This is a genomic window from Agrobacterium vitis, assembly GCF_013337045.2.
Classification (GTDB): Bacteria; Pseudomonadota; Alphaproteobacteria; order Rhizobiales; family Rhizobiaceae; genus Allorhizobium; species Allorhizobium vitis_B.
In genome coordinates this window covers 530,268-549,061 of record NZ_CP118260.1, presented here as the reverse complement: position 1 = coordinate 549,061, position 18,794 = coordinate 530,268, and the positions used below count along the sequence as shown (strand labels likewise).

Genomic DNA, 18,794 nt, shown 5'->3' with positions numbered 1-18,794 from the left:
TTCCGATGGAACAACAACAGCAGCAGCAGGCCGAGACGGACCCGCTTTGGTATAAGGATGCAATTATCTATCAATTGCACATCAAGTCCTTTTACGATGGCAATGGCGATGGGATCGGCGACTTCAAGGGTTTGACGGAAAAGCTCGACCATATCGCCTCGCTTGGCATTACCGCCATCTGGGTTTTGCCGTTCTTTCCCTCGCCCCGGCGCGATGATGGCTATGACATTGCCGATTACGGCAATGTCAGCCCGGACTATGGCACGATGGACGATTTCCGCGCCTTCGTGGATGCCGCCCATGCCCGTGACATGCGCGTCATCATCGAATTGGTGATCAACCATACATCCGATCAGCATCCCTGGTTTGAGCGAGCCCGCAATGCGCCCGCTGGTTCGCCGGAACGGGATTTCTATGTCTGGTCGGAGACCGACCAGAAGTTTCCGGAAACCCGGATCATCTTTCTCGATACGGAAAAGTCCAACTGGACCTGGGACCCGGTGGCTGGCGCCTATTACTGGCACCGCTTCTACTCCCACCAGCCGGACCTCAACTTCGACAATCCGGCTGTGCTGGACGAGTTGATCACGGTCATGCGGTTCTGGCTCGATACCGGCATCGATGCCTTCCGGCTCGACGCCATTCCCTATCTGGTTGAGCGCGAAGGCACCAATAACGAAAACCTGCCGGAAACCCATGCGATCCTGAAGAAGATCCGGGCGGCAATGGACGAAGGCCATCCTGGTAAGATGCTGCTCGCCGAGGCCAATCAATGGCCTGAAGATACCCAGGAATATTTCGGCGAGGGTGACGAATGCCATATGGCCTTCCACTTCCCGCTGATGCCGCGCATGTATATGGCGATTGCCAAGGAGGATCGTTTTCCGATCACCGACATCATGCGCCAGACACCGGAGATTCCCGATAATTGCCAATGGGCGATTTTCCTGCGCAATCACGACGAACTGACGTTGGAAATGGTCACCGACGCCGAGCGGGACTATTTGTGGAACACCTATGCCGCTGACCGTCGGGCGCGGATCAATCTCGGCATCCGCAGGCGCCTCGCACCGCTGATGGAGCGTGACCGCCGCCGCATCGAGCTGATGAACGCGCTGCTTCTGTCAATGCGCGGCACGCCGGTGATCTATTACGGCGACGAGATCGGCATGGGCGACAACATCTATCTCGGCGACCGTGACGGGGTGCGCACACCGATGCAATGGTCGCCGGATCGCAATGGCGGATTTTCCCGCGCCGACCCGGCCCGCTTGGTGCTGCCGCCGCTGATGGACCCTCTCTATGGCTATGAAGCGGTCAATGTCGAGGCACAGTCGGCTGACGCCCATTCGCTGCTGAACTGGAGCCGTCACATGCTGGCGCTTCGGCGCAAATTTACGGCGTTCGGACGTGGTACATTGCGGTTCCTGTCACCGGCCAACCGCAAGATCATCGCCTATCTGCGCGAATATGAGGGCGAAGTGCTGCTGTGCGTCGCCAATCTGTCGCGTCTGCCGCAGGCGGTCGAGCTGGATCTGGCCGAATTCGAAAAGCGTATTCCCATTGAGCTGACCGGCATGTCGGCCTTTCCCCCGATCGGCCAGCTGACCTACCTCCTGACCCTGCCCCCCTATGGTTTCTTCTGGTTCAAGCTCTCAGGCGAGACGGATGCGGATGGGCCGGTCTGGCGCACCGAGCCACCGGAGCAATTGCCGGATTTCGTCACCATCGTCATGCGGCGCGAACTTGCCCAATTGCTGGACGAGCCTAATATTCAAGACACGATTTCGCGTGAAATCCTGCCTTCCTATCTTGCCAAGCGCCGCTGGTTTGCCTCCAAGGGCGAAAGGGTGAAACGCGCCTCGCTGATCTCGACCATTCCAATGCCCTTCGGCAATGACCTGCTGCTGGGTGAGTTGGAAACCGAGCTGGAAGATCGTGTTGAACGGTATTTTCTACCGTTCGCCATCGCCTGGGACGATGAGACACCCCATGCGCTTGCCCAGCAGCTGGCCTTTGCAAGAGTGCGTAAAGGACGCCGGGTTGGCTTCCTGACGGATGGCTTTGCCATGCAAAGCATGGCGCGTGGCGTCATCAAGGCGTTGTGCGAACGCTCCAGCATTTCCAGCAAGAGCGGTTCCATCGATTTCATCGGCACCGAGCAGCTCGACGGCATGGACCTGTCTGAAGACATGCAGGTCAAATGGCTCTCGGCTGAACAATCCAACAGCTCGTTGATCATCGGCGACATGGCGATGATCAAACTCATTCGTCACATCCATCAGGGCATCCACCCGGAAGTGGAAATGACCCGCCACCTGACGCGGCTTGGCTATGCCAACACGGCCCCGCTGCTGGGAGAGGTCGTCAGGGTTTCACCTGAAGATGAGCGCTCGACATTGATCATCATCCAGGGCGCCATCCGCAACCAGGGCGATGCCTGGACCTGGATGCTCGACACGCTCAGACAGACGCTCGAACAGAGCATGGTTGCCGGTCAGGATGACGATGCCGAGCAAGAGCGGTTCAACCCGCTGTTCAATCAAGCCGCTGTGATCGGCAAACGGCTTGGTGAACTGCATGTGGCACTGGCCAAGCCAACAGACGACCCGGCGTTCGCGCCAGTCGCAATGCGTGATGAGGACGTGTCCGTTTGGGCGCGCTCGGTCATGGCCCGCGTTGCCGACTGCCTGGACAGAGTGTCTGCGATTGCTCGTGGCAGCGACAGTGATGGTCTCGACACTGAAACCAACAGGGTCAGCACCATGCTGGCGGACCGCCGGGAGCAGATCTTGAGCGCGGTCGGTACGCTGGCCAGCGTTGCCAAGGACACGCTGATGATCCGCAACCACGGCGATTTCCATCTCGGCCAGATCCTGATTGCCGAAGACGATGTCTATATCATCGATTTCGAAGGTGAACCGGCCCGCCCGCTCGCCGAACGGCGGGCAAAGACCAATCCGCTGCGCGACGTGGCAGGACTGATCCGCTCGCTGAGCTATCTTGCTGCTTCCGCCGATACGGGCCGCGAGATCGTCGTCCAGGGCGACAGTGCAGCAAGAGCCGCGCTGATCGAAGCCTTTCGCAAGAAGGCCGAGACGCACTTCCTCGAAAGCTATTTCGCGGCAGTGGACGGAGAGCCCACACTGGCGATGGACCCCGAACAGCGCCGCAGGATTCTCGACCTGTTCCTGCTGGAAAAGGCCGCCTATGAAATCGGCTATGAAGCCAGCAACCGGCCAGGCTGGATCGCCATTCCACTCGCTGGCTTTGCCGACATTGCCGAACGGCTGACGGAGACTTCCCTATGACGATTGCCACGAGCGACTTGCTATCCGGCATCGATGCCCAGGCGATTCAAGCCCTGATCGACGGCAGGCACGGCGATCCCTTTTCCATCCTTGGACCACATCGGGCGGATGGGGAAACGGTGGTCCGGGCAATCTTTCCGGGTGCGCTCGGCGTGGAAATGCTCGACAGAAACAGCAGTGCCCCGGTGGGCCGGCTGAATCTGGTGCATCCGGGCGGCTTGTTTGCGGGAGAGCTTCGCTCCTCCTCACACTACCGGTTTCGGATCGAATGGCCTGATGCGGTGCAGATTGCCGAAGACCCCTATGCCTTCGGCCTGCTGCTGGGCGATATGGACCTGCATCTGATCGCCGAGGCCACCCATTATGATCTCGCCCGCACATTGGGCGCCAACCCGAGAGAGATGGATGGGGTATCAGGGGTTGGCTTTGCCGTCTGGGCGCCAACCGCACAGCGCGTCTCGGTGGTGGGTGACTTCAATTCCTGGGATGGGCGACGCAACCCGATGCGCCTGCGCCAAGCCGGTGGTATCTGGGAATTGTTCGTTCCGGGTCTCAGCCCCGGCGAGCGCTACAAATATGAATTGATCGACGCGCAAGGCAATGTGCTGCCGCAAAAGGCCGACCCGGTCGCCAAGGCCAGCGAAGCGGCACCGGGAACGGCCTCCATCGTCGCGTCAAACACGCCGTTTGCCTGGACGGACCAGGCCTGGATGACACGGCAGAACGCCGATTCTGCCGCGCGCGAGCCGATCTCGATCTATGAAGTGCATCTCGGCTCGTGGCTGCGGATCGCCGAAGATGGCAATCGCTGGCTCGACTGGGTGGAACTGAGCCAGAGGCTGGTGCCTTACGTCAAATCCATGAATTTCACCCATATCGAATTGCTGCCGATCACCGAACATCCGTTTGGCGGCTCCTGGGGTTATCAGCCGCTCGGACTGTTTTCACCTACGGGACGCTACGGCACTCCAGAGGATTTGGCCTATTTCATCGACCGTTGCCACGCCAGCGGTGTCGGCGTCCTTCTCGATTGGGTGCCTGCCCATTTTCCGACTGATGTCTGGGGTCTGGCGCGCTTTGATGGTAGTGCGCTTTATGAGCATGAAGATCCGCGCGAAGGCTTTCATCGGGATTGGAACACGCTGATCTACAATCTCGGTCGCAAGGAGGTGAAGGGCTTTCTGATTGCCAGCGCCTTCGAGTGGCTCGAGCATTTCCATATCGACGGGCTGCGGGTCGATGCCGTCGCCTCGATGCTCTACCGCGACTATAGCCGCAATGACGGCGAATGGATTCCCAACCAATTCGGCGGCCGGGAAAACCTCGAATCCGTCGAGTTCTTCAAGCATCTGAACAGCGTTGTTCACAGCCGCTGCCCGCATGCACTAATGATTGCCGAGGAATCAACCGCCTGGCCGGGCGTGACCAAATCCCCGGAAGACGGCGGCCTGGGCTTCGATTTCAAATGGAACATGGGTTGGATGCATGACAGCCTGTCCTATATTGAAGAAGATCCGGTCTATCGCAAATATCATCACGGCACGATGACCTTCAGCATGGTCTATCAATATTCCGAGCGGTTTGTGCTGCCGCTTTCCCATGATGAAGTTGTGCATGGCAAAGGCTCGTTGCTGGGTAAAATGCCCGGCGATCACTGGCAGAAGCTAGCGAATCTGCGGGCCTATTATGGGTTCATGTGGGCGCATCCCGGCAAGAAACTGGTGTTTATGGGCTGCGAGATCGGCCAGGACATCGAGTGGAACCATGATCAATCGATCTCCTGGGATTTGATGGACCGACCGGGTCATGCTGGTATCCAGACTTTGGTCGCCAAGCTGAACGGGCTGTATCAGCAGGAAAAAGCTCTGCAATTCAGTGATCTCGACCCTGCCGGTTTTGAATGGGCGATTGCCGACGATGCCGAAAACTCGGTCATCGCCATGCTGCGCTATGACGAAAACCATGAGAGCTGCATTCTGGCGATCTCAAATTTCACCCCGATGTTGCGCCATGACTACCGCGTTGGCGTGCCGAGGCAGGGTCGCTGGACGGAAATCCTCAACAGCGATGCCAGTGAATTTGGAGGATCGGGGCAAGGCAAGGGTGACGTTTCAGCGGAGCAGATCCCGGCCAATGGCAGGGAATTTTCGATAAACCTCGCCCTGCCACCGCTGGCGACACTCTATCTGAAATGGGTGGCCTAGTGGTCCGATTCCGACATTTGCCTCCGTTTGCAGCACCCTCGAGAGCAAATGTCGGAATCTCCAGGACCACTAGCAAGCCTATGTTTTCTAGTGGAATTTAAGAATTTGACATTTGATCCTCGAGGGTGCGGCAAGGGGGTATCAAATGTCAAATTCATTCCACTAGAGCATCGGACCGAAAGTTAAGAACCGGTTTTCGGATAAATCCGATGCGCAAACAAAAACTGAAAGCATCGGACAGATGCTCTACAGCGCCGTGCGCCATATATGGCGCACAAAGGTTCGCTGTAGCCCTTTATATCTAAAGCATAATTCTCTCTTTAAACCGATTCCGGTTTAAAGAGAAAATTATGCAGTAGTGACATCAATGCCGGTCATGGCGGCATTGGTCGTGATCGGCTAGAACCTCGATGACCCGGCATTCGGCGATCGTCCCGTGCGAACAGCCGGTAATCATCCGCTCCAACTCGGTTTTCAACGCCCTGAGCCGGTCGATCCGCTCCTCGACATCGGCAAGCCGCTGTCTTGCGATTGAATCGGCGGGTGAACAGGACTGGCCAGGCTTATCCTGAAGATCGAGCAGGGTGCGAATGGCATCGACCTCAAAGCCAAGCTCGCGGGCATGGCGGATGAAGGTCAGTCGCTGCAAATGGGCAGCGCTGTAAAGCCTGCGGTTTCCATCGGTGCGCGGCGGCTGCGGCACAAGGCCGACCTGTTCGTAATACCGGATCGTCGCAACCTTGACGCCACTGATCCGCGCCGCCTCGCCAATTGCAATATTCATCAATTTTGCCCTTGCTCCTCTAGTCACTAGAGAATGTAGGATCGGTTCGATACAATGACAAGGACGAACCGATGGCAACCGAACAGACCACCCGCTTCCGCGTCGAGGGCATGGATTGCGCCTCCTGCGCGACAAAGATCGACACCGCCGCACGCCGTGTGGCCGGTATTACCGATGTCCGGGTTTCGGTAACGGCGCAGACCATGGCGGTCGTTCATAATGGCGAGGCCGATCTGATAAGGCTTGCCGATAAGGTGACCGGCCTTGGCTACAAGACCACCCGCCTCGCCGCGTCCGTTCCGCAACACGATCATCCGCATGATCACGTGCATGGCTCCACCTGCACGGGCCATCATGATGGCGAGGCGCATGACCATAATCATGAAGGGCATAGTCACGAAGGACATGATCACGCCCCGCATGGCGACGGCCTGCACAGCCATCAGCATGATGCCGGCCCCACAACAGGCCCTTGGTGGCGCACGCAAAAAGCTCGGCTGGTCGCAACGAGCGGCATTGCTCTCGTTCTTGCCATGCTCATCGGCCATGTCGTGCCGTCCCTCTCCTTCTGGGCGTTTCTGGTCGCCATCGCCATCGGTATCGTGCCGATTGCCCGCCGTGCTGTGATGGCCGCCCTCGCCGGGACGCCGTTTTCCATTGAAATGCTGATGACCATCGCCTCGATCGGCGCCATCGTCATCGGCGCGACCGAGGAAGCAGCCACCGTCGTCTTCCTGTTTCTGGTCGGTGAACTGCTCGAAGGCTTTGCGGCTGGGCGGGCGCGGGCCAGTATTCAAGGCCTGACCAAGCTGGTTCCCGATACGGCGCGGATCGAGCGGAATGGCCGCATTGAAGACGTGGTCGCCGCCAGCCTGACACTCGGCACCATCGTTATCGTGCGGCCCGGCGACCGGGTTCCTGCCGATGGAGAAATTATCGATGGCACCAGCGCGATTAATGAAGCCCCTGTCACGGGAGAAAGCCTGCCGAAAACCAAGGGTGTCGGAGACGCTGTTTTTGCCGGAACGGTGAATGGCGAAGGAACACTCCGGGTCAAGGTAACGGCAACCGCAGCCGACAACACCATTGCTCGCGTTGTCCGTCTGGTCGAGGAAGCCCAGGAAAGCAAAGCACCGACCGAGCGCTTCATCGACAGGTTTTCGCGATACTACACACCCGCTGTAACGCTGTTGGCCGCGCTGGTGGCAATTCTGCCGCCGCTGTTCTGGGATGGGGACTGGAGCCTCTGGCTCTACAAGGGTCTGGCGATCCTGCTGATCGGCTGCCCTTGCGCGCTGGTGATCTCGACACCCGCCGCCATTGCCGCCGGTCTGTCCGCCGGGGCGCGTCGCGGCCTGCTGATGAAGGGCGGCGCGGTTCTCGAAAATGTCGGGCGGATCACCGCCATCGCGCTCGACAAGACGGGAACGCTAACAGAGGGTAAGCCGAAGCTGACGGATATCGTCGCTTTTGGCGGTGACGCTGAAGAGACCGTGCTGGCCGATGCGGCAGCCCTTGAAATGGGGTCGAGCCATCCGCTGGCCCGGGCGATTATCGAGGCGTCCACCGTCCGCGCCATTTCCGTACCAACGGCAAACGAGACTGGCGCTATCGCTGGTAAGGGCGTGCGCGGCACGGTGGACGGCATCAGCCTTTTCCTCGGATCGGCCAGTGCCGCCGCCGAACTGGCCCCGGTTTCCGCCGAGGTCAGCACCCGGATCGAAATGCTGAGTGCGGAAGGAAAATCCGTCTCGCTGTTGGTGAAGCACGGGGCTGTAACAGGGCTGATCGCGCTGCGCGACGAACCGCGCCCCGATGCCCGCCAAGGGTTGGACGCGCTGAAAGCGGCCGGTATTCGCCCGATCATGCTGACCGGCGACAATGCCGCCACGGCCCGGGCCATTGCAACCCTGCTCGACATCGAGCCGCGTGCCGATCTGCTGCCGCAGGACAAACAGGCCATCGTGCGCGATATGCAGGCGAAAGGCGAGCGGGTCGCCAAGGTCGGTGACGGTATCAACGACGCCCCGGCTCTGGCCGCCGCCGATATCGGCATTGCCATGGGCGGCGGAACGGATGTGGCACTGGAAACCGCCGACGCGGCCATTCTGCATGGAAGGGTGATGGATATCGCCGACATGGTCATGCTGTCGCGGCAGGTGATGGGCAATATCCGTGAAAATATCACCATTGCCATCGGGCTGAAAGCCGTCTTCCTGGTAACGACAATCATCGGCGTTACCGGTCTCTGGCCGGCAATCCTGGCAGACACCGGCGCCACCGTTCTCGTCACCGCCAATGCCATGCGCATGTTGCGCTGGCGCGGCAGCGCTAAGGCCGCCTGACTGAAAACACCAAATACCGGTCTGCTAGATCAATGCCCCAACAGGTCAATAATCTGTCGGGGCATTGATGTGATCAGTTGGTGATATCAGGCAGATCATTTCCTCTTCGTGCGCCAGCTTTCGGCATAGGTCTCGCGGGCCTGACGCGCGTAAGGCGTAGGCGAGATCCGCACGCGGATTTTCGCCTGCTTGTGCGGGCGCTCGGTGGAGGTCTTGCCGCTGCCGCCGTCCGGCTCGCCCCAGATCAATGTCAGCACGTCGCCTTCCTTGACATTGGCATCGACAATGCCAAGCGACAGGATGCAGCGCTCATTGTAGGAATAACCGCCAAACATCGATAGGCCCACCGTCTTGCCTTCGTCGTTGACGATCATGTCGGCGCTGGTCGATGCGTAGTTCAGCACGGGGAAATCGATCCACTTGTAGCTGTCTTCACCGGGACGGAAAGCCGAGGCGATCACCTCGACCACATCCTCGGCGTTCCATTCGAAGGTGACTTTCTTGCGGTTGGTCTGGCCCTTGAACTTTTCAAGCGCTGCCTTGCCGATGAAATCTTCCTTCTTCCAGCCGATGTAGAAATCATAGCCAAGCTCGAATGGATTGACGTAATAATCCTCGATATTGCTGGAAACGAAACTGCCGCCAATCGGACCATTGGCCTCATAGCTGTCAGCGCCCAGCCATTGACGATACTCGGCGAGCATGCCGTCACCGGTATAGATGCCGGGAAGCGGCGAGGGAATCCAGCCGCTCTCCAGCGTGTTGGTGGAATAAGCGCGACTGCCGCACCGTACCAGATCGACATTGGCATCCTTTGCCGCTTCGAGAATACACGACAGGATGTAATTCTTGTCCTCGTAAGGCCCCCAGATCTCCAGACCTGGCGCGCCGGACATGCCATGGCGAAGCGCCTGCACCTTCTTGGAGCCGACATTGATCCAGTCGACATGGAAAAACTTGATCTCCGGAACCGGCCCGCCATTGATCTTCTCAAAGATCTTCGGAGCTTCCGGCCCTTGGATCTGATAGCGATAATGGGTGCGCAACACGCGCTCGCCTTCCGGGCGGGACGGAGAGCGCGGGTCGTGCTTGAGACGGACGTTCCATTTGCCATAGGCGGCGCAGAACATCAGCCAGTTCGAGGTCGGGGCGCGGCCCACCAGGATGAACTTGTCCTGCCGTTCGCGGAAGATGATGTGATCGCCGATCACATGGCCGTTCGGCGTGACCGGAACGAAATGCTTGGCGCGGTTGAGATCAAAATTTGCAAACGAATTGATGCCGTGATGGCTCAGAAATTTCTCTGCGTCCGGTCCCTCGACGATCAATTCGTCCATGTGGTGGGATTGATCGAACAGCACGGCGGAATTGCGCCAAGCCACTTGTTCGGAGCGCCAATTGCTGAATTCGGGTGTCACAACCGGGTATACATACATGCCGACCGGCGAATTGCGCAGCCGGCCGACAATGTCGGGATTAGCCTGCAAAATATCGTGGAGACTGCTCGCTGCCATCGTTTCCTCCCAAGGCGGTGTTCAGTGTGTATACATTGATGCCAGCCCGTGAGCAGAATGCAAGCCCGTTTCTGAAGCTTTTTTGTGGCCATGAACAAGACCACAGAAATCATGGAGAAAATTCAACGATGGATCAGCGCCATGCCGGGAATCTTGTTGATCAGCTCCGGGTCCTCTTTGAAAATATAGTCAAGGTTTCGCCGCGCCGTTCTGGCATGTTCACGAGCCATGGCTTCAGCGCGGGCCCCTTCGCGCGCAGCAATAGCCTCCACAAGGGCGCGATGCTGCTCCTGCGCTGAGCGCAGGGACCGGCGAAATGCAGCAATATCCAACCTGTTGGGCAGGAAGGCGGAGGGCGAGGCAAAAGGCAAAGCACTTGCCCGCTCCACCTCACGGCGCATCACTTCGCTTCCACAAAGGGCCGCCAGCTGGCGATGGAATATCTCATTGAGATCGGCATAGGCGTCGAATTCCACATCATCGACATAGGGTCCAAAGCATTGATCCAGCTTGAATATTGTCTCCCATATTTCAGAGAGCGCCTTCGCATCGGCCCCACGCTCTGCGGCCAGCCTTGCCGCTGTTCCCTCAAGAACACCGCGCAATTCAATCGCATCGATGACATCGTCATAGCCAAACCGGCGCACTGTGAACCCGCCGCTCGGCAAGCGATCAAGCAGTCCTTCTTCGGCTAGCCGTGACAAGGCCTCGCGCACCGGCGTGCGGGAAATGTCGAGCGCCTCCGCCAGCGACACCTCGAACAACCGCGTCCCGCCAGCGAGATGTCCGCTGATGATTTTCTCGCGCAATTCAATCACGGCGCGGCGACCATGGGTGGCCGCGTCCACCAGTTTTACCGAGGCCTTATTGTCCTTCTGCATCCTGATAAAGCCCCTTTCCAAACCAATCACTTCCCCCGACCCGCTGCCGCGCAGCGGCAAGCAGCAGACGCAATTTTTCTAATTTAATGTATACATGGAAAAGCTGCAATGACGATCATATCTGTTCGCAACGGGAGATGTCTAAACAGCCGGACGGTGCTCCAGATTCTTCCCGGCGGTGGTTTGCGCGCTCAAGCGCGCCGACAGGCGGGCAAAGATCAGGTAGATGATTGGCGTGGTGTAAAGGGTTAGTGCCTGCGAAACGATGAGGCCGCCGATGATCGTCACGCCGAGTGGACGGTGGAGATCGGCACCAGGACCGGTCGCCAGCACAAGCGGCAGCGCGCCCATGAAGGCGGCGAGCGTCGTCATCATGATCGGCCGGAACCGCCGCAGGCAGGCTTCGTGAATGGCATCCTGGGGCGACATGCCATGCTGGCGTTCGGCTTCCAGCGCGAAATCCACCAGCATGATCCCGTTTTTCTTGACGATGCCGATCAACAGAATAATGCCGATAAAAGCGACGATGGTCAGTTCCGTGCCGCTGATCCACAGTGCCAACAACGCGCCAAGTCCCGCCGAAGGAAGCGTGGAAATGATCGTCAGGGGATGAATGAGGCTCTCATAGAGAATGCCGAGCACGATATAGACGGCCACCAGAGCCGCGAGAATGAGCAGCGGCTGGCCGCCTGAGGAACTCGATGCATTGGCAGCGTCACCGGCAAATTCGGCATGCAGCGTATCGGGCAGATGCATGCCGGCCACGGCGGCCTTGACCGCATCATTGGCCTCAGACAGCGTGGTGTCCGGCCCTATATTGTAGGAAATCGTGACTGCCGGAAATTGTCCCTGATGGTTGACCCCGATCGGCGCCAATGTCCGCTCAATCCTGGCAAAAGCGCTGAGCGGCACCTGCGTACCGCTATTTCCAGGCACATAGATCTTCAACACATGTTCCGGGTCCTTGGCGAAATCCAGATAGGTTTCAAGGATAACCCGGTATTGGTTACGGTCCCCATAGACGATGGTCACCTGTCGCTGGGCAAAGGCATTGTTGAGCGCCGCATCGACCGCCGTCATCTTAACGCCGAGACGAGACGCGGCGGTCCGGTCAACGACGACATTGGCCTGAAGACCGCTCGGCTGGCGGTCGCTGTTGACATCGGTCAGCAAGGGTTCTTGGCGCAACCGTGCGAGAATGCGCGGTGCCCAGGCCACCAGTTCGTCATAATCGGCATCCCAAAGCGTGAATTGAAATTCCGAATCCGATGTCCGCGCCCCGACCCGGATATCGCTTGGCGAAAAGAACGATGTATCGAGACCGGGAATGACGGCAACCGCACGGCGCAGCCGCTCGATCACCACGTCGGTTGCCTCCCTTTCATCTGGCGCTTTCAACGCGATCAGCATCTGGCCGCGATTGGCTGTTCCCAAAAACCCGCCGCCAACGGAGGCACCGATGCTCTGCACCGCCGGATCGCGCTCGACGATGGCCAAGGCCCGTTTTTGCAATGCCAGCATGGCCGGATAGGAAATGTCGCTGGCCGCCTGGCTATTGCCCATCACAAAGCCGGTATCGTCGCGCGGCATGAAGCCCTTTGGCACCTTGGCGTAGAGAAAACCGGTCAGCACGATGCAGGCGATGGTGATGACCACCGCAAGGACACGGTGATGCAGGACGCCCTTCAGTGTGCGGTCGTAAAAGGCAACGGTCCGCTCCAGGCCGTGTTCGATGGCGCGATCAACGCGGCCCTGTCGAGCGTCGAGATCTCGAGCCTTGATCCGGTGGCCGCAGATCATCGGCGTCAGGGTCAGGGAAACCACGGTCGATACAGCGATGGTGAAGGCGAGCGTCAGGGAAAAGGTCAGGAAGAATTTGCCGACGATGCCGCCCATGAAAAACAAGGGAATGAAGGCGGCCATCAGGGAAATGCTGATGGCGATCACCGTAAAGCCGATCTGCCGGGCACCCGCGTGGGCAGCCTCAAGCGGCTTCATGCCTTTTTCAATATTGGCGTAAATCGTCTCGATCATCACGATCGCATCGTCCACCACGAAACCGCTGGCCACCGCCAGCGCCATCAGTGACAGATTGTCGATGGACAATCCCGTCAGCCACATGGCGGCAAACGCGCCTGCAAACGATAGCGGCACCGTCAAACCGGCAGCCAGCGTCGGCACCAACCGGCGCAGGAACACAAAGACCACGGCCATGACCAGCGCCACCGTCGCCAGCAGGGTAAACTGCATATCCTCAACGCTGGCATGAATGGTCTTGGTGCGGTCGTTGAGAATATCGACTTCGATACCGGCGGGAATGAGTTGTTTGACTTCGGGAATGAGCGCCTTCACCGCATCGACCGTCGACATCACATTGGCATCCGCCGCCTTGGTAATGTTGAGAAGAACGGCGGGCTTGCCATTGAACCAGGCATCGGAACGGCGATTGCGCACGCCGGGCTCCACGGTGGCGATATCGGCCAGCCGGACGGCAATGCCGTCGGCGGCATGAATGATAAGCTGGCCGTAATCTTCAGGCGTAATCAATTGCGCATTGACCGACAGCGCATAAAAAGCCTGACTTCCGTCAATGGCACCAATCGGCGCAAGCGCATTGCCGTTGACGATGGCGGTGCGCACGTCATCCGCCGAAAGCCCGATGGCCGCCAGCCGGTCCGGGTTGAGCCGGACGCGAACGGCGGGCTGGTCGGCACCGCTGACCGAGACATCGCCAACCCCTTCCACCTGCGAAATCCGCTGCACGACGACGCTATCGGCGGCATCGTATATGGCACTGGCGGGAATGGTATCGGAGGTCAGTGCCAGCGTCAGGATTGGCGATGCGGCAGGATTGGCCTTGCGCATGGACGGAAGCGACGGCAGGTCACTCGGCAGATCGCCAACGGCGGCATTGATTGCGGCCTGGACATCCTGGGCGGCACTATCGACATTGCGGGAAAGGTCAAATTGTAAAAAAATATTGGTCGTGCCAAGCCCGCTGGTCGAGGTCATTTCGGTGACACCGGCAATCGCGCCGAGATGGCGCTCCAGTGGCGCGGCAACGCTGGACGCCATGCTTTCCGGATCGGCGCCGGGACGGCTGGCCGTGACCCGGATAGTCGGAAGATCGACGGCAGGCAGGCTTGCGACCGGCAGGAACCGGTAGGCGACCAGCCCAAGCATCATCAGGCCGATGGCCAGCAAGGTAGTGCCGACCGGACGGCTGATGAACAGGCTTGAGATATTCATACCGGGCCTCCGCTCTCGGACGCAGCACGCTTTCCCTGCATCCTGGCGCGCACTCCATCCAGCGCCAGATAGATGACCGGCGTGGTATAGAGCGTCAGCAACTGGCTGAGCAGCAGACCGCCGATGATCGAGATGCCGAGCGGGATGCGCAGTTCCGCGCCGGTTCCCTGGGCAAGCGCCAGCGGCAGCGCCCCGAACAGGGCCGCCAGCGTGGTCATCATGATGGGCCGAAAGCGCATGACGGCGGCCTTGATGATGGCATCGCGGGCGCAAAGTCCCTCCTTGCGCTCCGCGTCCAGTGCGAAATCGATCATCATGATCGCATTTTTCTTGACGATCCCCATCAAAAGAACAATGCCAATCAAGGCGATGATCGACAGATCCTGACCAAACAGCATCAGCGCCACCAGCGCCCCGACCCCCGCCGAAGGCAGTGTGGACAGAATGGTGATCGGGTGGATGGTGCTTTCATACAGCAGACCGAGCACGATATAGATGGTGATGATCGCCGCCAGGATCAGCCAGGGCTCTCCCGCCAGCGAGCGGTCGAATTCCTCGGTATCGCCGCTATAATGCCGTTGGATCGAGGCGGGCATGCCGATTTCTCGCTCCGCGGTCTTGATGGCGGCAATCGCCTCGCTCAGCGATGCGTTTCTGGCCAGATCGAAGCTGATGGTGACGGCGGGGAATTGATCGTCCCGGCTGATCACCAGCGGTGCCGTGGTAAACTTAACCGACGCAACCGCATTCAGCCGCACGATGGCACCGCTCGTGCCTTTGACATAGAGCTGTTCCAGAGATTTCGGATCGCCCTGAAACCGCTGCGCGGCCTCAAGAATGACCCGGTACTGGTTCGCCTGTCCGTAGATAGTGCTGATCTGGCGCTGGCCGAAGGCATCGTAGAGCGTATCGTTGATCGCCTGCATGGAGACGCCAAGGCGGGCTGCGGTCTCACGATTGACGGTGATCGCCAACCGCCCGCCGCCCATTTCCACTTCGGATGTCACATCGATCAGCAGCGGGTTCTGCTGTAGCCGCCGGGCCAGCCGGTCGGCCCAATCGGCGACGGTCGCGGTATTGTTGCCCGTCAGCGTATATTGATAGGGCGCACGGCTGGCCCGCGTGCTGATGGAAATATCACGAATGCTCTGGAATGTCGGATGGATGCCGGGAATATCGGCAACGGACGCCCGCAGCCGGTCGATCAAATCCGTCGCCGAGATATCGCGCTGGTCGAGCGGCTTCAACACGATACTGTAGCTTGCCGTGTTCAGTGTCAGGTTGGAGGCGCTGGTGCCGATCACTGCAATGACGCTCTGCACCGCCGGATCGGCGCGCAGTCGGTTGCCGACAAGAGCCTGGGTCTGCTTCATCGCGTCGAACGAGCTGGTTGGCTCTGTTTCCACCACGGCGGAAATCAGCCCGGTATCCTGCACCGGTAGGAAGCCCTTGGGGATGGTGACGTAAAGCAGGCCGGTGATCACAAGTGTGATCCCCGTCAGCACCAGCATCAGCCAGCCGCGATTGACAGCCCAGACGACGCTGCGGTGGTAGCCTTCGTTCATCCAGTCCATGCCCCGGTCCACCATGCCGAGCACGCCGGAATTGCGCTCCTTGGGGGCTCGCAGAATGCGCGCGCACATCATCGGTGTCAGCGTCAGCGAAATCACCGCCGATACCACGACGGCGATGGTCAGTGTCAGGGCAAATTCGCGGAACATCCGCCCGACAATGCCGGTCATGAACAGCAGCGGGATGAAGACCGCGATCAGCGAGGCCGTCAGCGAAATGATGGTGAAGCCGATTTCACCCGCCCCCTTCAGGGCAGCCTGCATCGGATGTTCACCTTCCTCTATGTGACGGGCGATATTTTCAATCATCACGATGGCGTCGTCCACCACAAAGCCAGTGCCGATGGTCAATGCCATCAGCGACAGGTTGTCGAGGCTGAAGCCGGCAAAATACATGATACCGAAGGTGGCGATCAGCGACAGCGGCAAGGCGACGGCGGCGATGATCGTCGCGGTCAGCGTGCGCAGAAACAGAAACACCACGAGAATGACCAGCCCGACGCTGAGCGCCAGCGTCCATTGCACATCGTGAATGGAGGCGCGGATGGTGTCCGTCCTGTCATTGACGATATCGAGCGAGACCCCGGCGGGAAGCGCCTGTTTCAGGCGCGGTAGCTGTTTTCGGACATCCTCGACAGTCTGGATAACATTGGCCCCTGGCTGGCGCATGATATCGACAATGACCGCCGGATGGCCTTGATACCAGGCACCGACACGGCTGTTTTCCAGCCCTTCGACGACATCGGCGACATCCCGCAGCCGGACAGGCGCGCTGTTGCTATAGGTGACGATGGTGTCGCGGTAGATTTCCGGGTCCTGGATCTGGTCATTGGCCGAGAGCGTGAAGGATTGGGAAGTGCCGTCCACCGCCCCCTTGGCACCGGAGACATTGGCATTGGTAATCGCGGTGCGCAGATCCTCCAGCGACAGTCCGTAGGAGGCAAGCCGGGTCAAATCGGCCTGGATGCGGATGGCGGGCCGCACGCCACCCTGGACGCGCACATCGCCGACGCCGGAAACCTCGCTCAGCCGCTGCGCCATGATCGTATCGGCAAAATCGCTCAGATCACGAATGGGATAGGTCTCGGAATGCAGCGCCAGCGTGATGGTCGGCGTATCCGCCGGGTTCACTTTCGCATAGGTTGGCGGATAAGGCAGCGTTTTCGGCAGGCTGCCGCTGGCCGAATTGATCGCCGCCTGCACGTCCTGCGCAGCACCATCGATATCGCGGTCCAGGTTGAATTGCAGCGTCACCTGGCTGATGCCGAAGGCGCTGGAAGAGGTCATCGAGGCCAGCGCCGGGATCTGCCCCAACGGCCTCTCCAGCGGCGCGGTCACCAGGGCTGCCATGGTCTCGGGGTCGGCGCCCGGCAATTGCGTGGTGACGCGGATCGTCGGAAAATCCACCTGCGGCAGCGGCGCAACCGGCAGCGACACATACCCCAGCAATCCCCCCAGCAAGATGGCGATCCCCAGCAGCGAGGTGGCGACGGGGCGCGCAATGAAGGGCGTCGAAATACTCATTTCGCTGCGTCAGCCGGTGGGGTTGCAGGTGCGCCGGTGCCGTTTTGGTCTCCTGCGGCGGGAGCCGGTTTGCCGTCCGGTCCAGCTGGAGGCTTTTCAGCGCCCTCTTTCCGCGAGGCGGGGTCATGAGCGTTTGGCCGAGCCTGGCCATTGTTGCGGTTGCCGCCATGGCGTTGACGCGGCTTGTTATCATCCAGCGGCACGGCCATGTGGGCCGGATCGGCCTCCTGCGGCGTCGAAACCCGCACCTGCGCGCCATCCTGTAGCCGGGCGAAACCGGTCGTCACGACAGTTTCACCGGCTCCGACCCCTTTGGCGATCACCGCCGTCTGGTCGTCCTGCATCTCGACTGTCACCGCCTGGATCTTCACCGTCTGGTCCGGCTGGACAATATAGGCGTAAGTCCCCGCAGGACCGCGCTGGATGGCTGAAGATGGAACCGTCAGCACATCTTTCTTTGTCTCGACGAGAAGCCGGGCATTGACGAAAGCGCCGGGCCACAGCCGCAGATCTTCGTTGGGAAATTCAGCCCGCAAGCGGACAGTACCGGTGGTGGTATCAACCTGGTTATCGACCACGGTCAGCGTACCATTGGCAACGACCGCCTTGCCGTCATCGCCGAGGGCATCGACCGAAAGAGCGCCCTTGGCATTGGCGGTATTGACCCGGGCCAGATCCTGCTGCGGAATGGAAAACAGGATGGTGATCGGCTTGATCTGCGACAGGGTGACGATGCCGGTCGTATCACCGGTCGAGACGATATTGCCGACATCGACATTGCGAATGCCCGTGCGTCCATCCATCGGCGCCTTGATCACGGTGTAATCCAGCTGGGCCTGGGCCGCCTCGATGGCTGCCTGGTCGGATTGGACCTGCGCCTTGTATTGCGCCACCAGCGCCACCTGATTGTCCAGTTGCTGCTGGGTGGTGGCGGAATTGCCGATCAGGCGCTGCAAACGCTCCATTTCCAGAATGGCATAGGTCAGTTGGGCCGAGTCCTGAGCCTTCTTGCCAATCGCTTCATCCAGCTGCGCCTTGTAAAGTGCGTCGTCCAGCGTGGCGATCAGGTCGCCTTTCTTCAGGTCCTGGCCCTCCTGAAAGCCGATCTTCGTGATCCGCCCGCTGACCTGCGGCTGGATAACAACAGTGTTCAACGGCTTGACGCTGCCGACGCCGGTCACATAGACGGGCACGTCGGCCTGGATCACCGGAGCTGCCACGACTGGAATGGCCATATCCCGGCCCCGCTGCCGGTCGCCTTGCGGTTTCCCCAACCAGCCCGCGGTGAGCGCGGCAACCTGCGGCGGGCGGGCGGCATAAGCGAGGCCCGCACCCACAACCACAAGGCCGACCAGGACGATCTTCGTCATTCTCTTCATAAGCTTCGCTCACGCATTGTTCATGGCCCGTC

At 59.7% G+C, this 18,794-nt stretch carries 9 protein-coding genes; 3 read left to right on the top strand and 6 right to left on the bottom strand.

Annotated elements, in window-relative coordinates; genetic code table 11:
- The first annotated feature begins 5 nt into the window (after positions 1 to 5).
- A complete protein-coding gene (gene treS, locus G6L01_RS20270; RefSeq protein ID WP_070165387.1) occupies positions 6 to 3,311 on the top strand; it encodes a maltose alpha-D-glucosyltransferase in 3,306 nt (1,101 codons plus the stop codon).
- The gene (gene glgB / locus G6L01_RS20265) at positions 3,308 to 5,515 is read left to right on the top strand and encodes a 1,4-alpha-glucan branching protein GlgB (protein WP_070165386.1); all 2,208 of its coding nucleotides are present in this window, start codon (positions 3,308 to 3,310) and stop codon (positions 5,513 to 5,515) included. Before treS ends, glgB begins: the two co-directional genes overlap by 4 nt.
- A 364-nt stretch (positions 5,516 to 5,879) precedes the next feature.
- Here glgB and G6L01_RS20260 read toward each other — a convergent pair whose 3' ends face one another.
- A complete protein-coding gene (locus tag G6L01_RS20260) occupies positions 5,880 to 6,302 on the bottom strand; it encodes a MerR family transcriptional regulator (protein ID WP_174089298.1) in 423 nt (140 codons plus the stop codon).
- Positions 6,303 to 6,370: 68 nt separating this feature from the next.
- Between G6L01_RS20260 and G6L01_RS20255 the strand changes: the two genes are divergently transcribed.
- Entirely contained in the window at positions 6,371 to 8,644 is a 2,274-nt protein-coding gene (locus tag G6L01_RS20255) for a heavy metal translocating P-type ATPase (RefSeq protein ID WP_070165384.1), read from the top strand.
- Positions 8,645 to 8,739: 95 nt separating this feature from the next.
- Here the strand turns inward: G6L01_RS20255 and ligM are convergent, their stop codons facing one another.
- The 5 genes from ligM to G6L01_RS20230 form a co-directional block, all read right to left on the bottom strand.
- The gene (gene ligM / locus G6L01_RS20250) at positions 8,740 to 10,158 is read right to left on the bottom strand and encodes a vanillate/3-O-methylgallate O-demethylase (RefSeq protein WP_070165383.1); all 1,419 of its coding nucleotides are present in this window, start codon (positions 10,156 to 10,158) and stop codon (positions 8,740 to 8,742) included.
- Between the two features lie 122 nt (positions 10,159 to 10,280).
- Positions 10,281 to 11,039, bottom strand: coding sequence for a GntR family transcriptional regulator (locus tag G6L01_RS20245; RefSeq protein ID WP_070165382.1), 759 nt, complete (start codon positions 11,037 to 11,039; stop codon positions 10,281 to 10,283).
- A gap of 141 nt (positions 11,040 to 11,180) precedes the next feature.
- On the bottom strand, positions 11,181 to 14,288 hold the full coding sequence (locus tag G6L01_RS20240; protein WP_070165381.1) for an efflux RND transporter permease subunit: 3,108 nt from the start codon (positions 14,286 to 14,288) through the stop codon (positions 11,181 to 11,183).
- A complete protein-coding gene (locus G6L01_RS20235) occupies positions 14,285 to 17,383 on the bottom strand; it encodes an efflux RND transporter permease subunit (protein ID WP_070165380.1) in 3,099 nt (1,032 codons plus the stop codon). Before G6L01_RS20235 ends, G6L01_RS20240 begins: the two co-directional genes overlap by 4 nt.
- Entirely contained in the window at positions 17,380 to 18,753 is a 1,374-nt protein-coding gene (locus G6L01_RS20230) for an efflux RND transporter periplasmic adaptor subunit (RefSeq protein WP_234891872.1), read from the bottom strand. The genes G6L01_RS20235 and G6L01_RS20230 overlap by 4 nt, the downstream gene beginning before the upstream one ends.
- Positions 18,754 to 18,794: the final 41 nt, after the last annotated feature.

Bases quoted from the DNA above. Each gene is read 5' to 3' on its own strand.
- treS (WP_070165387.1), top strand. From the start codon at position 6: ATGGAACAACAACAGCAGCAGCAGGCCGAGACGGACCCGCTTTGGTAT.
- glgB (WP_070165386.1), top strand. From the start codon at position 3,308: ATGACGATTGCCACGAGCGACTTGCTATCCGGCATCGATGCCCAGGCG.
- G6L01_RS20255 (WP_070165384.1), top strand. From the start codon at position 6,371: ATGGCAACCGAACAGACCACCCGCTTCCGCGTCGAGGGCATGGATTGC.
- ligM (WP_070165383.1), bottom strand. From the start codon at position 10,158: ATGGCAGCGAGCAGTCTCCACGATATTTTGCAGGCTAATCCCGACATT.
- G6L01_RS20245 (WP_070165382.1), bottom strand. From the start codon at position 11,039: ATGCAGAAGGACAATAAGGCCTCGGTAAAACTGGTGGACGCGGCCACC.
- G6L01_RS20240 (WP_070165381.1), bottom strand. From the start codon at position 14,288: ATGAATATCTCAAGCCTGTTCATCAGCCGTCCGGTCGGCACTACCTTG.
- G6L01_RS20235 (WP_070165380.1), bottom strand. From the start codon at position 17,383: ATGAGTATTTCGACGCCCTTCATTGCGCGCCCCGTCGCCACCTCGCTG.
- G6L01_RS20230 (WP_234891872.1), bottom strand. From the start codon at position 18,753: ATGACGAAGATCGTCCTGGTCGGCCTTGTGGTTGTGGGTGCGGGCCTC.